Below are 22,260 nucleotides of genomic sequence, written 5' to 3' on the forward strand. Positions count from 1 at the left end.
AGGAACCTCGCCCCGGCCATGACGGCCGAGAACGGGGTATCAACATATCTGGCGTTGATTTTTGGCACGCTGTTGAGTTCTCAAGGAACGGACGCTTCCTTTGTACTCACCCTCTCGGGCTTTCCTCCGGGCAGTTTCCCTTCGGTCTTGCGTTTCCGACTCTATCAGACCGTTTCCCGATCCGATTTCCTCGGTGCTTTCCAGGTTCCCGCTTTCGCGTTTCCCTTTCCGGCGGTTCCGACTCTATCAGATCCTTTCGGGCCTGACTCCCAGTCAGAGGGGCTGTCCTCCCGGCCGTTGGGCCGTTCCGACGTCTCAAACCTTAGCGGATCCCTTCGGCAGTTCCTAATCGAGCTGCCGAGTCCGAATCGAATTGAATTCGGGCACGCCGATATCAATCCCATTGGGAGATCGTTCTGATGGTTTGAGGTGCCGCTCGTGCGGCGGAGGTGCTGTCGCAGAACCGTTACGGCTCCGTGGCAACCCGAAGAACTTTACGGATCCGCGAGACCGCTGTCAAGCACCCTCTGTCAAGATCTTTTAAGTCGGGCTTCAGTCCAGGTCGGTGAGGCGTCCGCCCGCGTCAGGCTGGGCGTGTTCCACCCTACGCAGGAGGCGGGTCAGGACCTCGCCGAGGGCGGTGCGCTCGTCGAGGGACAGGTCCTGGAGGAGGTCCTCCTCGAAGACCGTGGCCATGCGCATCGCTTCGAGCCACTTCTCGCGGCCCTCCGCGGTCAGCTCCACGATCACCCGGACCCGGTTGGACTCGTCGCGCTCCCGGGTCACCAGTCCCTCGGCGACCATGCGGTCGATCCGGTGGGTCATCGCGGCCGGCGTCAGTCCCAGGCGCTTGGCGAGATCGCTCGGGCCCAGGCGGTAGGGGGCGCCGGAGAGGACGAGGGCCTTGAGGACCTCCCACTCGGCGTTGCTGATGCCGAGGGCGGAGGTCTGGCGGCCGTAGGCGACGTTCATGCGGCGGTTCAGGCGGGAGAGGGCCGAGACGATCTTTTCGACCTGGGGGTCGAGGTCCCGGAACTCGCGCTGGTAGGCGGCGATCTGCTCTTCGAGTGTCGGTTCGCCGAGGGTGCCGGGGGTGTCGCCCATGGGCGAAGTATGGCACGGGCGTGCTTGGCGTTGAAGTTCTTCTGGGTGTACTGTTTAGCTTCGAACTTTAGGTTCTAAGTCTTCACTCCTAACTACTGAGAGAGGTGAACGTGACCAGGGCGATGGGCGCAGCGATGCGCCGGATCCACGTGGGCAACGCACTCAGCGCGTTCGGGCTCGGCTTCACCGTCCCCTACCTGTACGTCTATGTGGCGCAGGTGCGGGGGCTGGGGGCCATGACGGCGGGACTCGTACTCGCCGTCTTTGCTGTGGCCGCGCTGATCGTGCTGCCGTTCGCCGGGCGGGCCATCGTCCGGCGCGGTCCCCGGCCGGTCCTGCTCGCCGCCTTGGTCACTGCCGCCATCGGGGCGCTGAGCCTGGGGCTGGCTAGCAACAGCACCGCCGTGCTGGTGTCGGCGGCCGCGCTCGGGGCCGGGCAGGCCGTGATGCAGCCGGCGCTCGCGACGATGATCGTGGACTGTTCCACGGCGGACAGCCGCTCGCGCGCCTTTGCCATGCAGTTCTTCCTGCAGAACCTGGGGCTCGGTGTCGGCGGGCTCATCGGCGGCCTTCTTGTGGACTCTACGCGCGTCGACTCCTTCACCCTGCTGTTCTCGATCGAGGCAGCGGTGTTCCTGCTGCTCGCGGTCGTGATGACCACCGTGCGGATGCCGCACTCCCCGCGCATCGAGGGCGCGCCCTCGCAGTCCGCGAAGGGCAGCTGGAAGCAGCTGCTAGGCAACCGGGCCATGGTGCAGCTGTGCGTTCTGGGCTTTGTGCTGTTCTTCGCCTGCTACGGGCAGTTCGAGTCGGGGCTGAGTGCGTACGGGGTCGAGGCCGCGGGAATCTCGACGTCCGCGCTGGGGACGGCGCTGGCCGCCAACACCCTGATGATCGTCGTCGCGCAGTTCGCCGTGCTGCGGTTCGTCGAGCGCCGGCGCCGGTCCCGGGTGATCGCCGGTGTCGGGCTGATCTGGGCCGTGGCGTGGGTCATGGCCGGGTACGCCGGGCTCGGGCACGGCAGCCAGGAGATGGCGACGGCCGCGTTCGTGTCGACGTATGCCTTGTTCGGGCTGGGTGAGGCGATGCTGTCGCCGACCGTCGCTCCGCTGGTCGCCGATCTTGCGCCGACGGGGATGGCGGGGCAGTACAACTCCGCCTTCGCGCTGGTGAAGCAGCTTGCGCTGGCCGTCGGGCCGGCGGTGGGCGGGCCGCTGGGGGCCTCGCTGCACGCGCCGTACATCGTGACGTTCCTGCTGTTCTCGCTGGGGATCAGCGTGCTTGCGCTGCGGCTGGGGCGGCGGCTCACTGCGGTGCAGGATCAGCCGTGGGTGGCGCGCGGGACACGAGTGGTTGCCCGGGGTGGGGCGCCTGCCCAGCCTGTGGCCACGGAGGCGTAACGCACCCGGTGCTGCGGGTGGGCGGGTTCGGGCGCTGCTCGCTTGGAGGTGCTGCTCTCCTTGGGTCGGGAGCCGCCCCAGCGGCACGACTGCCCGCAGCGGCGGCGTGAATGCCGCGGCCCGAAGCCCCGCGGCGCTAGGTCTTCGGGAGGACGAACTCGCACCACACCGCCTTGCCACCACCCGGCGTCCGGCGCGACCCCCAGTTCGAGGCGATCGTCGCGACGATGGCGATGCCCCGGCCCGACTCGTCGCCGGGTTCCGCTCGGCGGCGGCGGGGCAGGTGGTCGTCGCCGTCGGTGACCTCGATGATCAGGCGGCGGTCGGTGCGGCGCAGGCGCAGGCGCATGGGTGGTGTGCCGTGCTGGAGGGAGTTGGCGACCAGTTCGCTGGCCGCGAGGACGCCGAGGTCGTGGAGTTCGGTCGGGAAGCGCCAGCTCGTCAGGACGCCGGAGGCGAAGGCACGCGCGCGTGGGGCCGCTTCGATGCCGCCGAGGAGTTCCAGGGCCGCGTTGCGGAAGAGGTCGCTGTCCGGGCCCGTGCGCGCCGGGTGCTGGAGGACCAGGACGGCGACGTCGTCGTCGTGGTCCGCCGTCACGCCTGCCGATCGGACCAGGCGGTCGCAGACGACCTGGGGGGTGCCCGTGGCGCCGGACAGGGCTCGCTCCAGGGCTGCGATGCCCTCGTCGAGGTCCTCGTTCCTGCGTTCCACCAGGCCGTCCGTGTAGAGGACGGCTGTGGAGCCGGGGCCCAGGGGGATCGAGCCCGAGGCGTGCATCCAGCCGCCCGTGCCGAGGGGCGGGCCGGTCGGTTCGTCGGCGCGCAGGACCACTCCGCTCTCGTCGCGGACGAGGATCGGGAGGTGACCGGCGGAGGCGTACACCAGGCGGCCCTCGTTCGGGTCGTGGATGGCGTACACGCAGGTGGCGATCTGGTTGGCGTCGATCTCCGTGGCCAGGCCGTCGAGGAGCTGCAGGACCTCGTGCGGGGGGAGGTCGAGGCGGGCGTACGCGCGGACCGCGGTGCGGAGTTGGCCCATGACGGCCGCGGCTCGTACGCCTCGGCCCATGACGTCGCCGATGACGAGGGCCGTGCGGCCGCCGCCGAGGGTGATGACGTCGTACCAGTCGCCGCCGACCGCCGCCTCGGTGCCGCCGGGCTGGTAGGTGGCGGCGATGCGCAGGTCGTCCGGTTCCTCGAGTTCCTGGGGCAGCAGCGAGCGCTGGAGGGTGACCGCTGTTTCGCGCTGCCGGCGTTCGCTGGCGCGGAGGCGTTCGGCGGCCTCGGCGTGGTCGGTGACGTCGGTCGCGAAGACCAGTACGCCCGCGTTCTCGCCTTCTGTCACCGGGGTGCAGGTGAAGGTGTAGGAGCGGCCGTCGGGGGCCTTGCGGGACTTGAGAGTACGGGGCTTGCGGCTGCGCAGGACCTGGTCGAGGAGCGGGAGCAGGCCCAGTTCGTCGAGTTCGGGGAGGGATTCGCGGGCGGGCTCGCCGAGCGGCCGTACGCCGAAGGCCGTCACATAGGCGTCGTTGATGTAGGCGACGCGGTGGTCGGGGCCGTGGACGAGGGCGACGAGGGCCGGGACGCGGTCGAGGACCTCACGGACGGGGAGTTCGTCGACGGCCGGTACGGGTGCGTGCTCGTCGGTGAGTTGTTCGGCGCGGGCCGCGGGCACGGCGCCCGGGGCCTCGGCCTGCCGGTCGGGGGCGGCCGTGTGATCGGTCCGCGCTGCGGCGCGGCGCTGCGTTCCGGGGAGCCGGGCGCTCCAGCGCGTGAAGTTCACGAATCCTTGCCTCGTGTCGTCGTCTTCGGCGTCTTCGGCCGACTCCGGACCCGGCCGGAGGGCTGGGGCGTGACGCCCCCGGGATGCAGCACGGTGGAGAGAGCCTCTTGGGTTCGAAGGGCGAGCATCTGCTCGCCCTGGGGGCGGGGATCAGTCTGGCAGTGTGGCCTACCGGGGCGACATCCGTGAGACGCCCACCCGGTCGGTGGAGTTCCTCGGTCCGGTCAGGACGACCCCTTCGGGTCGTTCATCGGGTCGGTAGGAGGCTTTCCACCGGCCGCGAGTTCGAACTCCGCTCGGGGATGTTCGAGCGAACCGAGTGAGACGATCTCCCGCTTGAAGAGGCCCGAAAGGGTCCATTCCGCCAGGACACGGGCCTTGCGATTGAACGTGGGCACCCTGCTGAGGTGGTAGACGCGGTGCATGAACCAGGCAGGGTAGCCCTTCAGCTTGCGGCCGTAGACGTGGGCGACGCCCTTGTGGAGGCCCAGGGAGGCGACCGAGCCGACGTACTTGTGGGAGTACGTCTGAAGGGGTTCGCCGCGCAGGGAGTGCGCGATGTTGTCGCCGAGGAGCTTGGCCTGGCGGACCGCGTGCTGGGCGTTGGGTGCGGTCTCCGTGCCGGGTTCGGCGGCGGTGACGTCGGGGACGGCGGCCGCGTCTCCTGCCGCCCACGCGTGCGTGGTGCCGTCGATCGTCAGCTGGGGGGTGCATTTCAGCCGACCTCGTGCGGTGAGCGGGAGGTCGGTGGCGGCGAGCAGCGGGCTGGGCTTCACGCCGGCCGTCCACACGACCGTACGGGTCGGGAAGCGGGCGCCGTCGCTGAGGACGGCGACGCGGTCCGCGCAGGACTCCAGGCGGGTCTGCAGGCGTACGTCGATGTTGCGGCGGCGCAGCTCGGTGACCGTGTAGCGGCCCATCTCCTCGCCGACCTCGGGCAGGATGCGGTCCGAGGCCTCCACGAGGATCCACTTCATGTCCTCGGGCCGGACGTTGTGGTAGTAGCGGGCGGCGTAGCGGGCCATGTCCTCGAGTTCGCCGAGTGCCTCGACCCCGGCGAAGCCGCCGCCGACGAAGACGAAGGTGAGCGCCGCGTCGCGGATCGCGGGGTCACGGGTGGAGGAGGCGATGTCCATCTGCTCGATGACGTGGTTGCGCAGGCCGATGGCCTCCTCGACCGACTTGAAACCGATGCCGTGGTCGGCGAGGCCGGGGATGGGCAGCGTGCGCGAGATCGAGCCGGGGGCGAGGACGAGTTCGTCGTACGTCATGTGCTCGGGGCCGGCTCCCTCCTCCTCCGTGGCGAGGGTCATGACGGTGGCGGTGCGCTTGGCGTGGTCGATCGACTGGACCTCGCCTACGACGACATGGCACTGGTCCAGGACTCGGCGCAGCGGTACGACGACATGCCGGGGTGAAATGGCACCGGCGGCCGCTTCGGGAAGGAATGGCTGATAGGTCATGTACGGGTCGGGAGTGACCACTGTGATCTCGGCCTCGCCCCGCCTGAGTTCCCGTTTCAGCTTCTGCTGGAGACGCAGGGCCGTGTACATCCCGACGTAGCCGCCGCCGACAACGAGAATGCGCGCACGTTCCTTCACCATCCCATGACGCACCCAGCGCTTGAGTTTGTCCACAGCCCCGACAATTTGTGTGACGGGGGGCCGGGGGCGCCCAGGGTTGGCCGAATTGCCCGAGTGCTCGGAAGGATTGCAGGTCAGCGGGTGTGTGCCGGATGACCTTGAGGGGCGCAATCGGGACTTATGCGACCCGTACTCCGATCGAGGGGCGCTCTGTGCGGAACCTGCCCCTTCTGAATTGACTCCCTCTCAACTATGTTCGTGTCTCGACGGGGTGTAGGGGGATGCGCTCATCGGTCGTCGAGTCCGCGACGGGCGGGCCGGTGAACCAGGCTTGTTCCCACGCTCCGGCAACCAATGAATGGCGGGGAGAGTCTCCGGGGGGAGACGTCATTACCGGGGGATCACTTATGCATGTTCAGGACTCTCATTGGTCGTCCGCATCTGCACTGACATCGGGCGGCATGGTGAGCGCGGCGGCAAGCAACGGACGCGGGGACGCCTCGCGGACGACGCCGCTGCGCGTGGATGCACAGCGCAATCTGGAACACGTACTGCGCGCGGCGCGCGAGGTCTTCGGCGAGCTGGGATACGGCGCGCCGATGGAGGATGTGGCGCGGCGGGCGCGGGTGGGCGTGGGGACCGTGTACCGGCGGTTCCCGAGCAAGGACGTCCTGGTGCGGCGGATAGCCGAGGAGGAGACCTCCCGGCTGACCGACCAGGCCCGGGCGGCGCTCGGCCAGGAGGACGAGCCGTGGTCGGCGCTCTCGCGCTTCCTGCGCACGTCGGTGGCCTCGGGCGCCGGACGGCTGCTGCCGCCGCAGGTGCTGCGGGTCTCGGTCGGCGACGAGGGGTCCGACGGCACGGTCTTCGACGAGGCCCGGGTGCCGCAGCAGCGGACGCAGCCGGGTTCCGGGGAGCTGCGGCTCGTTCCCGAAGGGGCCCCGAAGGTCTCGGCGGAGGACGACACGGGCGCGGCGGCGCTGCTCGAGGTCGTGGGCCAGCTCGTGGAGCGGGCGCGCGCGGCGGGTGAGCTGCGGGCCGACGTGTCCGTCTCGGACGTACTGCTGGTCATCGCGACGGCGGCGCCCTCGCTGCCGGACGCGGCCCAGCAGGCGGCCGCTTCGGCACGGCTGCTCGACATCCTGCTGGAGGGGCTGCGGTCGCGGCCGGCCTGAGGTGGCGGCCCGTCTGCGGGGCGGGCGTGTCAGCGTCACCGGCAGCCCGTAACTCGAACGGTCCGTAACTCGAAGAGGTGACGGTGGGGCGTGGGCACTGCGCAGCCCGCGCGCCCGGCGTGGGCCGGGAATGAGCGGGACATTTCCGGCATGCCACTCAACTGCCGCTCAACTTCCGCCTGTCGGGCGTCAATTGAGCCTTCCCCGAATGGACGATGGCTAGTACTACGGCACGACAAGTCCCCACGGACGGGTGGATGGTCCGCTCTGATGGGTCCTGAACAAAAGCCAATATGGCACTCTGACCCGGTGTTCGGGACTGGTTGGGCAGGCGTCGGGGGCTTTCCGCGATGAGCGTTGACGGGCGGGACGAGCCACTGGGTGACGGTGACGCGGAGGCCGGTGGTTCGCCGCAGGTGCCGAGTCAGGGCGGGCCGGGCGGACGGGCGGGTGTCCCGCGCGGCGGCGGTCGCCCGGAGACCGTCATCCCTCCGCAGGGCGGCGAGCCGGTCGAGCCCGTCGAGGGCAGTGTCCCGGCGCAGCGCGACCGGCGGGAGGACGGTGTCCTGCCGCCGCCCAGGGATCAGCCGCCCTCCGACGCCGACCTGATCGGGCGGATGCGCTCGGGCGACGACACCGCGTACGAGGAGCTGTACCGGCGCCACGCGGACGCGGTGCGCCGGTACGCCCGCACCTGCTGCCGCGACGCCCACACCGCGGACGACCTCACCGCCGAGGTCTTCGCCCGCATGCTCCAGGCGGTGCGCGGCGGCCACGGCCCCGAGCACGCCGTACGCGCGTATCTGCTCACCACCGTCCGGCGCGTGGCCGCGAACTGGACGAAGTCCGCGAAGCGGGAGCAACTGGTCGACGACTTCGCGGTGTTCGCCGCGCAGGCCGCGCGCTCCTCCGAGGTGTCGGACGACACTGCATCCATTGGCTCCTTCGGAGCGGGTCTGGACCTGGGCGCCGACGTGCGCGCGATGCACGAGGCCGAGCAGTCCATGGCCATGCAGGCCTTCCGGTCACTGCCGGAGCGCTGGCAGGCCGTGCTGTGGCACACCGAGGTCGAGGACGAGTCGCCGAGCGAGGTCGCCACGCTCTTCGGTCTTGACGCCAACGGCACGCGGGTGCTCGCCAGCCGCGCCCGCGAGGGCCTCAAGCAGGCCTACCTCCAGGCCCACGTCAGCGCCACCCTCTCCGGCGACGAGGAGTGCGCCCGCTACGCCGACCGGCTCGGGGCCTACGCCCGCGGCGGACTGCGCACGCGTGCCGAGCGGGGGCTGCGCAAGCACCTGGAGGAGTGCGCCAAGTGCCGGCTGGCCGCGGGCCAGATCAAGGAAGTCGCCAGCGGTATCCCGGGGGTCGTGCCGGTCGCGGTCATCGGCTGGTTCGGTGCCGCCGGGTACGCCAAGGTGGCCGCGCTCATCGCGGGCGGTACCGGAGCCGGTGCGGCGGGCGCCGCGGGCGCGGCCGCCGCGACGAGTGGTGGCTCCTCCAGCGGGGCGGGCGCCGGTGGCGCGGCGGCCTCCGAGGGGCTGGGGGCGCCCGCGAAGATCGGCATCGCCGCCGGTGTCCTAGCCGCCGCGGGTGTGGCAGTGGCCCTCGCGATGTCCGGGAGCGACACCCCGGTCCGGAAGCCGGACGCGAAGCCACCCGCCTCCGCGCCGGCCGTCCGGCCCGAGTCGCCCGAGCCGACCCCGCCGAAGAAGAAGCCCGAGCCGAAGCCGCCGGTGATCGTGCACGCGGCGGCCCCCACGCCTGCTCCGCCACCGACTCCCCGGCCGAAGGCCACCCCGACCCCCACCCCCAAGCCGAAACCCACACCGAAGCCCACGCCGACGCCCACCCCCACACCCACCCCGACTCCGCCGCCGGTTCCGGCCGTCTACCAGTGGAGCGGACTGTCGTACGACCTCGGCGGCGACGGCACCAAGCCCGAGATGCGGCTCGGCGAGAGCAGCTGGGCGTGGCAGCGGTACGGCATGGCGATCGCCGGCAAGCAGTACGCGCACGGCGTGACCGTGCACGGCGAGTCCTCCGTCACCGTCGACCTCAACCGCACCTGCTCCGCCTACGACGCCATGGTCGGCGTCGACGACATGCCCCTGGGGCTCGGCAGGGTCTACTTCTCCGTCTACGCCGACGGCCTGCGGCTGTGGCAGTCCGGGATGGTCCAGGCCGGCCACCAGGCGGTCCCGGTCCATGTGAACCTCGCGGGGCACCGGACCGTACGGCTGGTCGTGCAGCCGCAGAGCAGCTTCGACTCGCTGACGCTCGCGGACTGGGCCGAGTCGAAGTTCACCTGCTCGTAGCGTCGTACGGCTCGGTCCGGGCTACGGGAGCTGCTCGGCAGGGTGTCTGCGCAGGGCCTCGCCGAGTTCGGCGAGGAGGTCGTCGGCGGTGAGGGCGGCGCCCCGGGTGGACTCCGCCTCGAACTCCTCGGCGCACAGCGCGGCGCGGGCGGCGGCCTCGGCCCGCTCCGCCTTGGCGCGCTCCGGCATGAGGCGCGGTTCGCCGCCGCGCAGGTGCTTCGCGGCGGCGAGCAGGCGGACTGCGCGCGGATGGTCCCCGAGGTCGGACAGCAGGACGGCCGCGCCGTCCACGAGGGTCGCCGTGACCACGTCGGCGCAGCGTCGCTCCACCGCCTCACGGACGGTGTCGGCCAGCTTCGGCAGTCCGTGCACCGGGCCCGACTCGGCGACCGTCACCAGGCCGTCGAGCGCGTTCAGCATCACCAGGAACTGCGGCGGAGGCGTGCCCCGTCCGATCTCCGCGCGAGCCGCCTCGTGCAGCGCGCGGGCACGGGCGGTGTCCTTCTCGTCCAGCGCGAGCTGGGCGCGCATCAGCAGGACGAACGCCCTGGAGTCCGGTACGCCGTAGCGGTCGGCGGCGGCGGTCGCCTCGTCCAGCCCGCTGACCGCGGCCGCGCGGTCGCCCGCCCGGTAGGCGATCTCGGCGAGCCTGGCCAGCAGGAACGGTGTCTCGGCGTACGCGCCCACCTCGTAGGCGAGCCGCAGCCCCTCCTCGTACTCGCCCTTGGCCTCCTCCAGACGGCTCCTGGCCATCGCCGCCTCGCCCGCCGCGCTGCACACCTGGGCCCGCATCCAGCGGTCGCCGACGCGCCGGCTCAGCACCCTGAGCTCCGCGAGGTCCTCGTCCACGCCATCCATGCCGCCCGGTGAGTCGACGGCCATGTGCGTACGGAACATCAGGGCGACTCCGACCGCCCAGTCGTCGCCGTGGGCACGGCAGTTGGCGACGCAGACGTCCAGGGCGGCGCGGACGTCCTGCGCGCTGTCCAGGACGAAGGTGGTGAACGGCCAGACGAGCCCCGGCATACGGGCCGCCTCAGGACCGCCCCGCTCGAAGAATTCCCGCAGCCGGGCGACGTACCGACGCAGCCGGTCGTCCAGCAGCACGTCCATCGGTTGGGTGTCCGACTTCATGAACAGGTGCAGCATGCGCAGGTTCATGCGGAGGGTGTGGTGGGGGTGGTGTGCTTCGGCGTGGGGGGCTGCGAGGTAGGCGTCTACGAGATCTATGGGGTCGATGGGGTTGGTGGGGTTGGTGCAGGCTGCGAGACGTGCGGCCTGGGGAGCGGGATTTTTGTCCAGCCTGACGCCCAGGCGCAGAACCTGGTCCAGCCAGGACTCGGCCTCGTGGCGGTAGTTGCGCAGCCACCAGAACCAGCCCATGGACAGGGCGAGGGCGGCGGCCTCCGGCTCGGCGCCCTTGGTGAGGGCACGGTGGAGGGCGGCGCGGATGTTGTCCAACTCGGTCTCCAGGCGGGAGATCCACGGGAGTTGGCCGGCGGAACGCAGAAGGGGGTCGGCCTCCTCCACGAGCGCGCGCACCCACGCGCTGTGCCGGCGCTCGGCCGCGGCGCGCAGTTCGGGGGCCTCGGCGGCGCGCTCCCCGGCGTACTCGTGGATGGTCTCCAGCATGCGGTAGCGCATGCCGCCGGAGCCGGTCCCGTCGTTCGGCGTCTCGGCCGGGGTGGCCACGATCAGGGACTTGTCGACGAGCGCGCCGACGAGATCGGTCACGGGGCCGGTGCACACGGCCTCCGCCGCCGCGAGGTCCCAGCCGCCGGCGAACACGGAGACCTCGCGCAGCACCGTGCGCTCGCGCTCGTCGAGGAGTTCCCAGGACCAGTCGACGACCGCGCGCAGGGTCTGCTGGCGGGGCAGGACCGTACGACTTCCGGAGGTGAGGAGGCGGAAGCGGTCGTCTAGGCGGTCGGCGATCTGGCGGGGCGTGAGCAGCCGGAGCCGGGCCGCGGCCAGTTCGATGGCGAGCGGCAGGCCGTCCAGGCGGCGGCAGATCTCCTCCACCGCCTCGCGGTCGCGCAGCACGGCGGCCGCGTCGGGACGGACGGCGGAGGCGCGCTCCTCGAAGAGGCGGTGCGCCTGGTCGAGGACGAGGGGTTCGACCGGGCGCACGGACTCGCCGGGGACGCCCAGGGGTTCACGGCTGGTGGCGAGGATCGTGAGCCCGGGGCAGCGGGTGAGCAGTGTCTCGGCGAGGGCTGCCGCTGCTTCGATGACATGTTCGCAGTTGTCAAGGATCAGGAGTTGGCTGCGCGGGGCGCAGTACTCGACGAGCAGGGCGAGGGGGTCGTCCTGCGGGGTCGTCAGCTCGGTGGTCATCAGCACGGTCTCGCGCAGACCGAGCGCGCTGACCACCGCGCCGGGCACCGCCTCCGGGCGGTCCAGCGGTGCCAGTTCGACCAGCCACGCCTGGGGGAGCCCGACGGCGGCTTCCTCGGCGAGGCGGGTCTTTCCGGAGCCGCCCGGACCGGTGAGGGTGACGAGCCTTGCCCTGTGCAATTCGGAACGGATGGCGTCGAGTTCTGGTTCCCGGCCCACGAAAGAGGTAAGGCGGGGACGGATGTTGCCGGTGCGGGTGGGGGGTACGGGTTGGGCGGGCGTGGGGGTGGGGGTGGGGGTGCGATGTGGTGCTGTCGTCGGGGTGAGCAGTTCCCTGTGCAGGGCGCGTAGTTGTGGGCCCGGGTCGGTGCCGAGGCCTTCGGCGAGGGAGCGGCGGGCGGTCTCGTATGCGGCGAGGGCGTCGGCTGGGCGGCCCGTGTCGCGCAGGGCGCGGATGAGGAGGGCGTGCAGCGGTTCGTCGTACGGGTGCGCCGCGGTCAGTTCCTTCAGGTGCGGTACGGCGGCGTGGGCGCGGCCGAGATGCAGGTCCGCGTCGATGCGGGCCCTTGTCGCCTCGCGGTGGAGCGCGTCGGGGCGGGTGGCGGCGAGGCGGTCCGGGAGGTCGGCGAGGGCGGGGCCGCGGTACAGGGCGAGGGCCCTGTCCAGGGTGTGTGCGGCGGTGTGCGGGTCGCCGTGGTCGAGGGCTGTTGTGCCCTGGCGTACCAGTCGTTCGAAGACGAACAGGTCTACGTCGTCCTGGGTTGCCTCGAGGCGGTAGCCGCCGGGGGCGGAGGTGATGCTCTGTCTGCCCAGGGTGCGGCGGAGGCGGGCTATGAGGGCCTGGAGCGCGGCGGGGGCGTCCTGGGGTGGGGTGTCCGACCAGACCTCGTCGATGAGGGTGTCGGTGGTGGTGACTCGGCCTGGGCGTAGGGCGAGGGCGGTGAGGAGGGTGCGGAGGCGTTGGCCGGGGATGGGTAGGGCGGTGCCGTGGTCGTCCTCTGCATGGGTGACGCCCAGGATTCTGTACCGCACCAGGTCATTGTCGCCGGGTGTTGGGGGTGGGGCACGTGGTTTGTGGAGGCCGGGGTTTCGGGGGCCCTGTGCGGGTGGGGGCGCCGGGGTGTTCTTCGCCCCGGGCCCCACTTCGGAGACCAGCCCGACCCCGTGACACCGCAGCCCTCGCCTCCCCCGCGAGGCTCCGCCCCTGAACCCGCCAGGGGCTCCGCCCCTGCCCCCGGTCGGCCTGAACGGACTCGTCCTCGAACGCCGGACGGGCTGAAAGTCGCGGGTCGGGCTGTGGAGGCTGGGTCCTGCGGGTGGGTGGGGTTGTGGACGGCAGCCTCGACATCACACACCGGACCGGTTGGGGCGTGACGGTCGGCGATCAGCGGAACTCCCGTCGGCGGGTGGCGGACGGGGGCGGCCCCGTCCGCCTCACATGCCGGAACAGGCGGCAAATGACCATCAGCCCACAGCGGATGCCCCCGCCCACACCTCCACACGGGCCTAGAGTCACGGACCGGCGACTAGAAGGTCCGTCCCGGCAGGGGCACCGACGGCTTCGGGCTCACGCCACACCCGCTCCCCCGCCAGAAGCCAGTGCGCCCCTCCGGGGTGTGATGCCCGCCGGTACTGCTCTCTGGCGGGCGGGAGTGCCTGTCCAGCAGGTTCCTCGGCGGGACAGCAGGCGGCGTAGCCAGAGTTCCAGGGAGACCAGGTCTGCCAGGCCGTCGAGGGGGAGGGGTTCGCCTGCTGCCGCTGCGCGTAGGGCCTTGCGGACGACTCGGGCCTCCACCAGGCCCGCCTCCGCCAGCAGGGGGGTGCCGAACAGGGCCATCAGGGAGTCCGCGGCGACGCGGAGGCCCGTGCGGGCCGCTACCGCTGCCGAGGCGTGGGAAGGGGCGCCCCAGCCGGGTGGGAGGTCGCTCACGCCTGCGCCTTCCAGGACCGTACGGAGGATCGCGGCACGCGCGCCCGGCTGGACGCGCAGCGCCTCCGGGAGGGTGCGGCAGGCGCGGACCACCTGGTTGTCGAGGAACGGCGCATGCAGGCGCTGGGAGCGGATCTCGGCTGCTTGTTCCAGGATGCGCAGGTCTGCTGCGTGGCGGGCCAGGGCTGCGCGTGCACGGTAGTCGCCCGGGCGTTGGGCCGGGCCCACGCCCGCGCGGCTCGTCGACGCCTGCAGGCGAACCGATACTTCAGCAAGGGCCTCGCCGGTCAGCCAGCGGGCCGCCGGGCCCGGTCTGGCCCAGGTGAGGGCGGCGAGGGACGCGCCGACAGCGCCGCCCGGCTCGTCGAAGCGGCGCTGCAGGAGGCGTTCGGCGAGGAGGTCGAGGCCCGCCCGGTACGGGGTCCTCGACAGCTTCCGGGCCGCGCCGTACACGCGCGCGGGGACCATGACCGAGCCGTCCGCCTTCGCGAGTGCCGCGACGGGGCGGACCAGGTGCCGGCGTTTGCGGTCCATCAGGAGGTCGGCCAGGCGGGCCGGGTGCGCGTCCAGGACCTGGCGGGCGCCGTAGCCGGTGAAGTGGTCCGCGCTGCCGGCGGCCAGGCGGGTGCGGTGGCGGGCCGCCGTCACCAGGGACTGGCCCGGTTCGTCCGTCAGGGGGCCGTCCAGTTCGGCGTACGGGAGGGCCTCCTCGCCTCCCGTCACCACGACGTGGTGCAGGCGGGGGTTGGCGGCCAGGGATCCCGCCCGCTCCAGTTCCGCCTCGCGGCCGCCGACCGCCAGGTCGTTGAAGGTGACCGCCAGCAGGCGTTCGCCCGCGCCGGTGCCGTGGCCCAGGACCGTGCCCGGCATGCCCGGCAGGCCGGCCGCCAGCAGGGCGAGCGTGCCGGACGCCGGGCCGCCGGAGAGGTCCGCGCCGATGCCCGCCACCGGCATCCCGCGCGCGGCGCGGCGCTCCGCCGGGCCCATGCCCGGGACGGGACCCGGGTCTATGTCGGCGCCCGGGACGTGTCTCGGTGCCGCCAAGCGCGCGCGTACCGCCTCCACCAGCGCGTCGCGCACCGCGTCGACCGCGCTGTCCGGGTCCGCCGAGGGAGCCGCCACCGCGAGCGACGCGACCGGCTCGTAGCCGGCGATCTCACGCGCCCCCGCGCGCAGGATCAGCGCATGCCCCGGCGGAATGCGCCGTACGCCGTCGTAGGGCGTGGAGTCGTGCAGCGCGGCCGGTACGTCGGGGGCGGCGAGGAGCGCGGCGAGGTGGCCGAAGTCGAGGTTGGCCTCGATGAGGTCGGCGAGGGGGAGCGCGGCGGTGGCGTAGGCCGTACCGCCCGCCCACGGGGTGTAGAAGACAGGGCGGGCGCCGGCCAGGTCGCCGCAGACGGTGACCCGGCGGCCGACCTGGACGATCGCCGTGTAGCTGCCCGGCCACGCCGTCAGGTGGCGGAGTGCGCCTCCGCGCGCGGCGAAGAGACCGACCCGCAGCTGCTCGTCGGACGCCCCGCACGTGCCCAGGACCGCGATCCGGGTCTGGGCGTCGGCCTTCACCACCCGCACCTCGTCGGGCCGCCAGTCGCCGACCGCCCAGAGCGGGTCCGGGTCGCCCCACAGGAGTTGGGAACCCACCGGGTGCACGGTCTCGCCGTCCTGTCCGGTGGCCCCCGCGGAACCGATCTCCGGAGCCCTCGCGGCGGTGCTGCTCCACCCCACCAACCACCGCATGGACGCCTCCACAGGCTGTGGACAACCAGTGCACCGTATGAACTGGTTCACCATGCTGCCATGAAGGGCGCACGCTGGAGGCGCGGTGGAGCCGCTTACGATCCCCGGAAGGCACTTCGGCACTCAACCGACCGGAGGGCCGAACACCCGTACTCGGCAAGGCGTCTGCGACGCGAATGCGCCCCCGAAACGCTCCCCGAAAACGCCCTTCGCGCCCTCAAGTTCCGTGGTGGGAGCGGCAATTACCCGGGAAGTGCTGGGGCGATTTTCAGCCAAATCGGTGATGGCGGGCCAGGCTTGGACACGCTCCGTACATGCTCTGAGCATCGCATCACCCGCGCGCAGCCCGGGAGACGGAGTTCGCCCCCCGGGCCCGTCCGCCGCCCGCGGGGATGAAGGCGGCGGTGTCCCCCAGCCCGCTGGATCCAGTACAGCGGGCCGACCCACGCACCGTCCATGGAAGCGCTCCCCGCATGGCCGGAGAAGAGCGCACGGACGGGCGCACGGCCACACAGCGGGAGCATGGCGCAACTGCGCGTATCGGGCCCGTACTTCAGTGCGGACCACAATCCCGCCATCCGGAACAATGCCCCTTAACGCTTGGGATGCGGCGAACTACGCTGGGTTTACGAATGCCGCGTGGTTATGCCAGCGCGGCAGCCGTCTGTGTCGAGGGGTGGCGCATGTCCAGGGAGCAACGCGGGCCGAACGAAAAACTCGGCGCCGTTCTCGCCCTCGCGGGAATCAGCAACGCAGGACTCGCGCGTCGCGTCAACGATCTTGGCGCTCAACGCGGGTTGACTCTTCGCTACGACAAGACCTCGGTGGCGCGCTGGGTGTCGAAGGGCATGGTGCCGCAGGGTGCCGCGCCGCACCTCATCGCCGCCGCGATAGGCCAGAAGCTCGGCCGCCCGGTGCCGCTCCACGAGATCGGCCTGGCGGACGCGGATCCCGCACCCGAAGTGGGCCTCGCCTTCCCCAGGGACGTAGGACAGGCGGTGCGGTCGGCGACGGAGCTCTACCGTCTCGACCTCGCCGGGCGCCGGGCCGGCTCCGGCGGCATCTGGCAGTCGCTGGCCGGATCGTTCGCAGTAAGCGCATACGCAACGCCCGCCTCACGGTGGCTGATAACACCGGCCGACAGTTCGGTCGCGCGCGAGGCGAACTCCGCCGATGGCTCGGGCGCACCGCTCAAAGTCGGCCACAGCGATGTGCAGAAGCTGCGGGAGGCCGCCGAGGACGCCCGGCGCTGGGACTCCAAGTACGGCGGAGGCGACTGGCGTTCGTCGATGGTGCCCGAGTGCTTGAGGGTGGAGGCTGCTCCGCTGCTGCTGGGTGCGTACTCGGACGAGGTCGGGCGCGCACTGTTCGGGGCGAGCGCCGAACTGACCCGGCTCGCGGGCTGGATGGCCTTCGACACCGGGCAGCAGGAGGCCGCGCAGCGGTACTACATCCAGGCCCTGCGGCTGGCCCGGGCAGCGGCGGACGTGCCCCTCGGGGGGTACGTCCTGGCGTCCATGTCGCTGCAGGCGACCTATCGCGGCTTCGGCGACGAGGGCGTCGATCTCGCGCAGGCCGCCCTTGAGCGCAACCGGGGGCTGGCGACCGCCCGCACCATGAGTTTCTTCCGGCTCGTCGAGGCACGTGCGCACGCGCGCGCGGGTGACGCGCAGGCGGCGGGCGCGGCGCTGCGCGCCGCCGAAGGGTGGCTGGAGCGGGCCCGCGACGGCGACAATGACCCGTCATGGCTCGGTTTCTACTCGTACGACCGTTTTGCGGCGGACGCGGCGGAATGCTACCGCGATCTGAAGGCGCCGCGTCAGGTGCGGCGGTTCACCGAGCAGGCGCTGTCGAAGCCGACGGAGGAGTTCGTGCGGTCGCACGGGCTGCGCCTGGTTGTCTCGGCGGTGGCCGAGCTGGAGTCCGGCAATCTTGATGCGGCGTGCGAGCAGGGGGTTCGGGCGGTGGAGGTGGCCGGGCGGATCTCGTCCGCGCGGACCACGGAGTATGTGAAGGATCTTCTGCATCGGCTGGAGCCGTACGGGGACGAGCCTCGGGTGGTGGAGTTGCGGGAGCGGGCGCGGCCGTTGTTGATGGCCCCCGCCTGAGCCGGGGGAGCACTGGAGGCCCTCTTTTCTCCCACGTTTGAAGTGGTTGTCAGTGGCGCAGTGCACTATCTAGGCGGGAGGTGGTGCAGGTGCGGCCGGGGATCGCTTACGACTGTGATGTGCTGGTGGTGGGGGGTGGCATCGTCGGGCTGTCCACGGCGTTCGCGATCACACGTGTCGCGCCGGGGACGCGGGTGACCGTGCTGGAGAAGGAGCCGGGGCCGGCCCGGCACCAGACGGGGCGCAACAGCGGGGTGATCCACAGCGGGATCTACTACCGTCCGGGCTCCCTGAAGGCGCGGTACGCGGTGCGGGGCGCCGCGGAGATGGTGAAGTTCTGCGCGGAGTACGGGATCGCGCATGCCGTCACCGGCAAGCTGATCGTCGCGACCGAGAAGGACGAGCTGCCACGGCTGCACGCCCTGGTGCAGCGCGGCCGGGAGAACGGGATTCCGGTACGGGAGCTGGGCGGCGCCCAGATCGCGGAGTACGAGCCGGAGGTGCGCGGGCTCGCGGCCATACACGTCGGGACGACCGGGATATGCGACTTCGTGGGGGTCGCCCGGCAGCTGGCCGAGGCCTCGGGCGCGGAGATCCGGTACGGGGCGCGGGTCGAGCGGATCGACCGACGGCCGGAGCTCGGTGTGGCCGTGCGGACGACGAGCGGTGAGGTCGTCCGTGGGCGCGTGCTGGTGAACTGTGCCGGGCTGTACTGCGACGAGGTGGCATGGCTGACCGGGGACGACCCCGAGATGCGGATCGTGCCGTTCCGCGGCGAGTACTACGAGCTGGCCCGCCCGGACCTGGTGCGCGGGCTGGTGTACCCGGTGCCGGATCCGGCGTTTCCGTTCCTCGGCGTGCACCTCACGCGCGGGATAGACGGGGGTGTGCACATCGGGCCGAACGCGGTGCCGGCGCTGGCGCGGGAGGGGTACGACTGGGGGGTCGTACGGCCGCGGGAGGTGGCGCGGACGCTGGCCTGGCCGGGAGCGTGGCGAATGGCCGGTCGGCACTGGCGGTACGGGGCCGGTGAGCTGGCGCGGTCGGTGTCGAAGGGGGCCTTCACGACGGCCGTGCGGCGGCTGCTGCCGGCGGTGACTGCGGATGATCTGGTGCCGACGGCGGCGGGGGTGCGGGCGCAGGCGGTGCTGCGGGACGGGGGGCTGGTGGACGACTTTCTGATCAAGGAGGGGGCTCGGGCTGTGCATGTGCTGAATGCGCCCTCGCCTGCGGCGACCGCTTCGCTGCCGATCGGGCGGGAGGTGGCCGGCCGGGCGCTGGCCATGCTGGGCTCGGTGTGAGGTTGCCCGGCGACGGAGTCGGGCCCGCGGCGGAGCCGCTGATGGATGCAGTTCGCCCCCGCCGCCCCTACCCGTCCCTGGGGGCTGCCGCCCCCAGACCCCCGCTTCGGCCTGGACGGCCTCGTCCTCAAACTCCCCCACTCTCGGCTTCGCTCAAGCGGGGGGACCCCCACGACGGGCTGGATCATGCCGACGCCACCGTAAAATCGACCCCACTGTGTCTGACTCCCTCAACGCCCCCGAAGCCCCCAGGCCCGCCGGCTCCGCCCCCGGCGAGCACTCCTCGCACGTCCCCGGTGTGTCCGTCCGGCACAGCCGGGCCAAGGGCGAGCCCCGATTTCCGGACGGGCCGAAGGCTGATCCTGCCGGGTCGCACTTCGAGCGGCGGATCCGGAGTTTTCAGCCGCGGCGCAGCCGGGTGACCGCCGGGCAGGCGGATGCGCTGCAGCGGCTGTGGCCCAAGTGGGGGCTGGACATCGACGGGCAGCGGACCATCGATCTCTGCGAGCTGTTCGGGAACGGCAATCCCGTCGTGCTCGAGATCGGGTTCGGGATGGGTGAGGCCACCGCACAGATGGCCGCCGCGGACCCGGAGACGAACATCCTCGCCGTGGACGTGCACACGCCGGGGCAGGGGAATCTGCTCAACCTCGCCGACCACGACGGGCTGTCCAACGTCCGCGTGGCCAACGGGGACGCGATCATCCTGCTGCGCGAGATGCTCACCCCGGATTCGCTGGACGGGCTGCGGGTCTATTTCCCCGACCCGTGGCCGAAGAAGCGGCATCACAAGCGGCGGCTGATCCAGCCGGAGTTCCTCGACCTCGCCGCGGCCCGGATCAGGCCGGGCGGCATCGTGCACTGCGCGACCGACTGGGAGCCGTACGCCGAACAGATGCTCGAAGTGCTGACGGCGCATCCCGAGTTCGAGAACACGCAGCCAGAGGGCGGTTTTGCGCCCCGTCCCGACTTCCGGCCGCTGACCCGTTTCGAGGGCCAGGGACTGGACAAAGGACATGTCGTGAACGACCTGCTCTTCCGTCGCGTACAGCACCACAACCAGCCCCCCACCGGCGCCTGAAGCCCCACGGCCCTGCGGGCAATCCGGAGTACCGTCGCGGGCGGCGCCCTCCCTCGTTAGGGTCAATGCCGTGGCCACCTTTCCCCCGTACCCGACGCATCCGCCACACCCCGGCGGCCCGGCCGGCGGTGCGCTCGGGCACGCTCACTGGTGGCAGCGCAGATCGGTGCGGTACGGCGCCCTCACCACCTTGCTGGCGCTCTCCGGGCTCGTCATCCTCGCCCTGGTGCGTGAACAGACCGGCACCGAAGGGTTCCTGGTGGGGCTCGGGCTGGCCGTCCTGCCCGTGCCGCTTCTCATAGCCGCCTTCCGCTGGCTGGACCGCGTCGCGCCCGGCCCCTGGCGCAACCTGCTGTTCGCCTTCGCCTGGGGGGCCTGTGCGGCGGCGCTGATAGCGATCGTCGCCAACAGCTTCGCCACGAAGTGGATAGCGACGGCGACCGCCGACCCGTCCAGCGCGGACACCCTCGGCGCGACCGTCATAGCGCCCATAGTCGAGGAGTCCTCGAAGGCGGCCGCCGTGTTGCTCGTCTTCCTGTTCCGCAGACGGGACTTCACCGGGATCGTCGACGGGGTGGTCATAGCCGGGGTCACCGCCACCGGCTTCGCGTTCACCGAGAACATCCTCTACCTGGGCACCGCCTTCGGCACCGACCAGCTCACCGGCGACCGCGGCATCGCCTCCGTCACCGCGGCGACGTTCTTCGTGCGCATCATCATGTCCCCGTTCGCGCACCCGCTGTTCACCGTCCTCACCGGCATCGGCTTCGGCGTCGCCGCGCTCTCCGCGGATCGCCAGCACCTGCGGCGCGTCCTCGTCCCGCTCTTGGGCCTGCTGCTCGCGATGAGCATGCACGCGATCTGGAACGGCTCCTCGAACTTCGGCGAGTACGGCTTCTTCGCGGTGTACGCGGCCTTCATGGTCCCCGCGTTCGGCCTGCTGACCTGGCTGGTCATCTGGACCCGCCAGCGCGAACTGCGCACGGTGCGCGAGGAACTGCCCGCCTACGCCGTCGCCGGCTGGCTCACCCCCGCCGAGCCCTACGCCCTCGGTTCGATGCGGGCACGCCGGCTGGCCCGCGAACACGCCGCCCGCCACCTCGGCAAGCCTGCCGCCCAGGCGGTCGCACAGTACGAGGCGTACGCGACCTCTCTGGCCTTCCTGCGGCACCGGGGGCGCCGTGGCCGCGCCGGCGCCGACTTCGTCGTCAGGGAACGGGAGTTGCTGCACGAGCTGTGGCGGCGCCGCGAGGTGGCGCGCCCGGCGCTGGACCACGCGGCGCGGATGACGGCGCCCCCGGTGCCGGTGGCGGCGCCGCCCTGGCCGGTGTACGGGGCGTACGGGTACCCGGCGGTGCCGAATCCCGCGTACAACCCGTACCGGTCGTAGGACCTGAGAGGGTCAGGCCGACGCTTCCGTCAGCCGAGCGACCTCGGCGTCGGTGAGCGTCAGTTCGCCCACCGCCAGCAGCGCCGGCAGCTGCTCCACGGTCCGCGCGGACGCGATCGGGGCGGCGACCGTGGGCTGGGCCGCGAGCCAGGCCAGGGCGACCGCGGCGACCGGCGCGTCGTGGGCCTGGGCGATCTCGTCGAGGGCGGCCAGCACGCGCTGACCCCGCTCGGACTCCAGGTGCTTGGCAGCGCCGCCCGCGCGCGGGCTGTCGACCTTCGCGCCCGGGCGGTACTTGCCGGTGAGGAATCCGGAGGCGAGGGAGAAGTAGGGGACGGCCGCGAGGCCGTAGCGCGCGGCCAGGTCCTGCAGCTCGCCCTCGTAGGTGTCGCGCGAGACCAGGTTGTAGTGGGGCTGCAGGGCCACGTACTTGGCGAGGCCCTCGCGGTCGGAGAACTCCAGGGACGCGCGGAGCCGGTCGGGCGTGATGTTGGAGGCGGCGATGTGCCGGACCTTGCCCGCCTTCACCAGTTCGTCGAGTGCGCCGATGATCTCCTCGACCGGCACCTCGGGCTTGTCGAAGTGGGTGTAGTAGAGGTCGATGTAGTCGGTGTCGAGGCGGCGCAGCGAGGCATCGGCCGCGGCCTTGATGTTGGCGGCGGACAGGCCCTGGAACTCGGGGTGCTGGCTGACCTTGGTGGCGATCACCACGTCGTCGCGGTTGCCGCGCGCCCTGACCCACTTGCCGATGATCGTCTCGGACTCGCCGCCCTGGTTGCCGTCGACCCAGGCCGAGTAGGAGTCGGCGGTGTCGACGAAGTTGCCGCCGGCAGCCGCATAGGCGTCGAGGACGGCGAAGGACGTGGCCTCGTCGGCGGTCCAGCCGAAGACGTTGCCGCCCAGGGAGAGCGGGAAGACCTCGAGGCCGGAGGAGCCGAGCTTGCGCAGAGAAGGAGAAGTCATGCTTTACGTCAACGCCCGCCCCGGATGCCGGTCTTCCGCAACGGGCGCAAAGA

Annotated in this window: 13 protein-coding genes; 7 read left to right on the forward strand and 6 right to left on the reverse strand. The window is 71.7% G+C overall.

Annotated elements, in window-relative coordinates:
* Nucleotides 1-552 precede the first annotated feature (552 nt).
* Nucleotides 553-1,104 (reverse strand): MarR family winged helix-turn-helix transcriptional regulator, encoded by a 552-nt coding sequence (locus EDD92_RS22895; RefSeq protein WP_123966056.1) that lies wholly within the window; start codon nucleotides 1,102-1,104, stop codon nucleotides 553-555.
* A gap of 122 nt (nucleotides 1,105-1,226) precedes the next feature.
* On the opposite strand from EDD92_RS22895, the gene EDD92_RS22900 reads away from it, so the two are divergent.
* The gene (locus tag EDD92_RS22900) at nucleotides 1,227-2,504 is read left to right on the forward strand and encodes an MFS transporter (RefSeq protein WP_185124433.1); all 1,278 of its coding nucleotides are present in this window, start codon (nucleotides 1,227-1,229) and stop codon (nucleotides 2,502-2,504) included.
* A gap of 136 nt (nucleotides 2,505-2,640) precedes the next feature.
* Here EDD92_RS22900 and EDD92_RS22905 read toward each other — a convergent pair whose 3' ends face one another.
* A complete protein-coding gene (locus tag EDD92_RS22905) occupies nucleotides 2,641-4,287 on the reverse strand; it encodes a SpoIIE family protein phosphatase (RefSeq protein WP_123966058.1) in 1,647 nt (548 codons plus the stop codon).
* Nucleotides 4,288-4,511: 224 nt separating this feature from the next.
* A complete protein-coding gene (locus EDD92_RS22910; RefSeq protein WP_123970499.1) occupies nucleotides 4,512-5,891 on the reverse strand; it encodes an NAD(P)/FAD-dependent oxidoreductase in 1,380 nt (459 codons plus the stop codon).
* 386 nt (nucleotides 5,892-6,277) lie between these two features.
* On the opposite strand from EDD92_RS22910, the gene EDD92_RS22915 reads away from it, so the two are divergent.
* Both EDD92_RS22915 and EDD92_RS22920 read left to right on the forward strand, forming a co-directional pair.
* Nucleotides 6,278-7,045, forward strand: a complete 768-nt coding sequence (locus EDD92_RS22915; RefSeq protein ID WP_123966059.1) for a TetR/AcrR family transcriptional regulator — start codon at nucleotides 6,278-6,280, stop codon at nucleotides 7,043-7,045.
* 350 nt (nucleotides 7,046-7,395) lie between these two features.
* Complete coding sequence (locus EDD92_RS22920) at nucleotides 7,396-9,360, forward strand: sigma-70 family RNA polymerase sigma factor (RefSeq protein ID WP_123966060.1); 1,965 nt, start codon at nucleotides 7,396-7,398, stop codon at nucleotides 9,358-9,360.
* 21 nt (nucleotides 9,361-9,381) lie between these two features.
* On the opposite strand, the gene EDD92_RS22925 is transcribed toward EDD92_RS22920, so the two are convergent.
* Nucleotides 9,382-12,729 (reverse strand): BTAD domain-containing putative transcriptional regulator, encoded by a 3,348-nt coding sequence (locus tag EDD92_RS22925; protein ID WP_123966061.1) that lies wholly within the window; start codon nucleotides 12,727-12,729, stop codon nucleotides 9,382-9,384.
* Nucleotides 12,730-13,264: 535 nt separating this feature from the next.
* Nucleotides 13,265-15,364, reverse strand: a complete 2,100-nt coding sequence (locus EDD92_RS22930) for an asparagine synthase-related protein (RefSeq protein ID WP_123966062.1) — start codon at nucleotides 15,362-15,364, stop codon at nucleotides 13,265-13,267.
* Nucleotides 15,365-16,047: 683 nt separating this feature from the next.
* On the opposite strand from EDD92_RS22930, the gene EDD92_RS22935 reads away from it, so the two are divergent.
* From EDD92_RS22935 to EDD92_RS22950, 4 genes are all read left to right on the forward strand, one after another.
* Nucleotides 16,048-17,472, forward strand: a complete 1,425-nt coding sequence (locus EDD92_RS22935; RefSeq protein WP_099929881.1) for an MFS transporter — start codon at nucleotides 16,048-16,050, stop codon at nucleotides 17,470-17,472.
* Nucleotides 17,473-17,552: 80 nt separating this feature from the next.
* Nucleotides 17,553-18,773 (forward strand): L-2-hydroxyglutarate oxidase, encoded by a 1,221-nt coding sequence (lhgO, locus tag EDD92_RS22940; protein WP_123966063.1) that lies wholly within the window; start codon nucleotides 17,553-17,555, stop codon nucleotides 18,771-18,773.
* A 217-nt stretch (nucleotides 18,774-18,990) separates the two neighbouring features.
* Complete coding sequence (gene trmB / locus EDD92_RS22945) at nucleotides 18,991-19,854, forward strand: tRNA (guanosine(46)-N7)-methyltransferase TrmB (RefSeq protein WP_185124100.1); 864 nt, start codon at nucleotides 18,991-18,993, stop codon at nucleotides 19,852-19,854.
* Between the two features lie 70 nt (nucleotides 19,855-19,924).
* On the forward strand, nucleotides 19,925-21,244 hold the full coding sequence (locus EDD92_RS22950) for a PrsW family intramembrane metalloprotease (protein WP_123966064.1): 1,320 nt from the start codon (nucleotides 19,925-19,927) through the stop codon (nucleotides 21,242-21,244).
* Between the two features lie 12 nt (nucleotides 21,245-21,256).
* Here the strand turns inward: EDD92_RS22950 and EDD92_RS22955 are convergent, their stop codons facing one another.
* Nucleotides 21,257-22,207: an aldo/keto reductase gene (locus tag EDD92_RS22955; RefSeq protein ID WP_123966065.1), complete on the reverse strand. Its 951-nt coding sequence runs from the start codon at nucleotides 22,205-22,207 to the stop codon at nucleotides 21,257-21,259.
* Between the last annotated feature and the right edge of the window lie 53 nt (nucleotides 22,208-22,260).

It is taken from the genome of Streptomyces sp. TLI_185 (genome assembly GCF_003814765.1).
Lineage (GTDB): Bacteria > Actinomycetota > Actinomycetes > Streptomycetales > Streptomycetaceae > Streptomyces.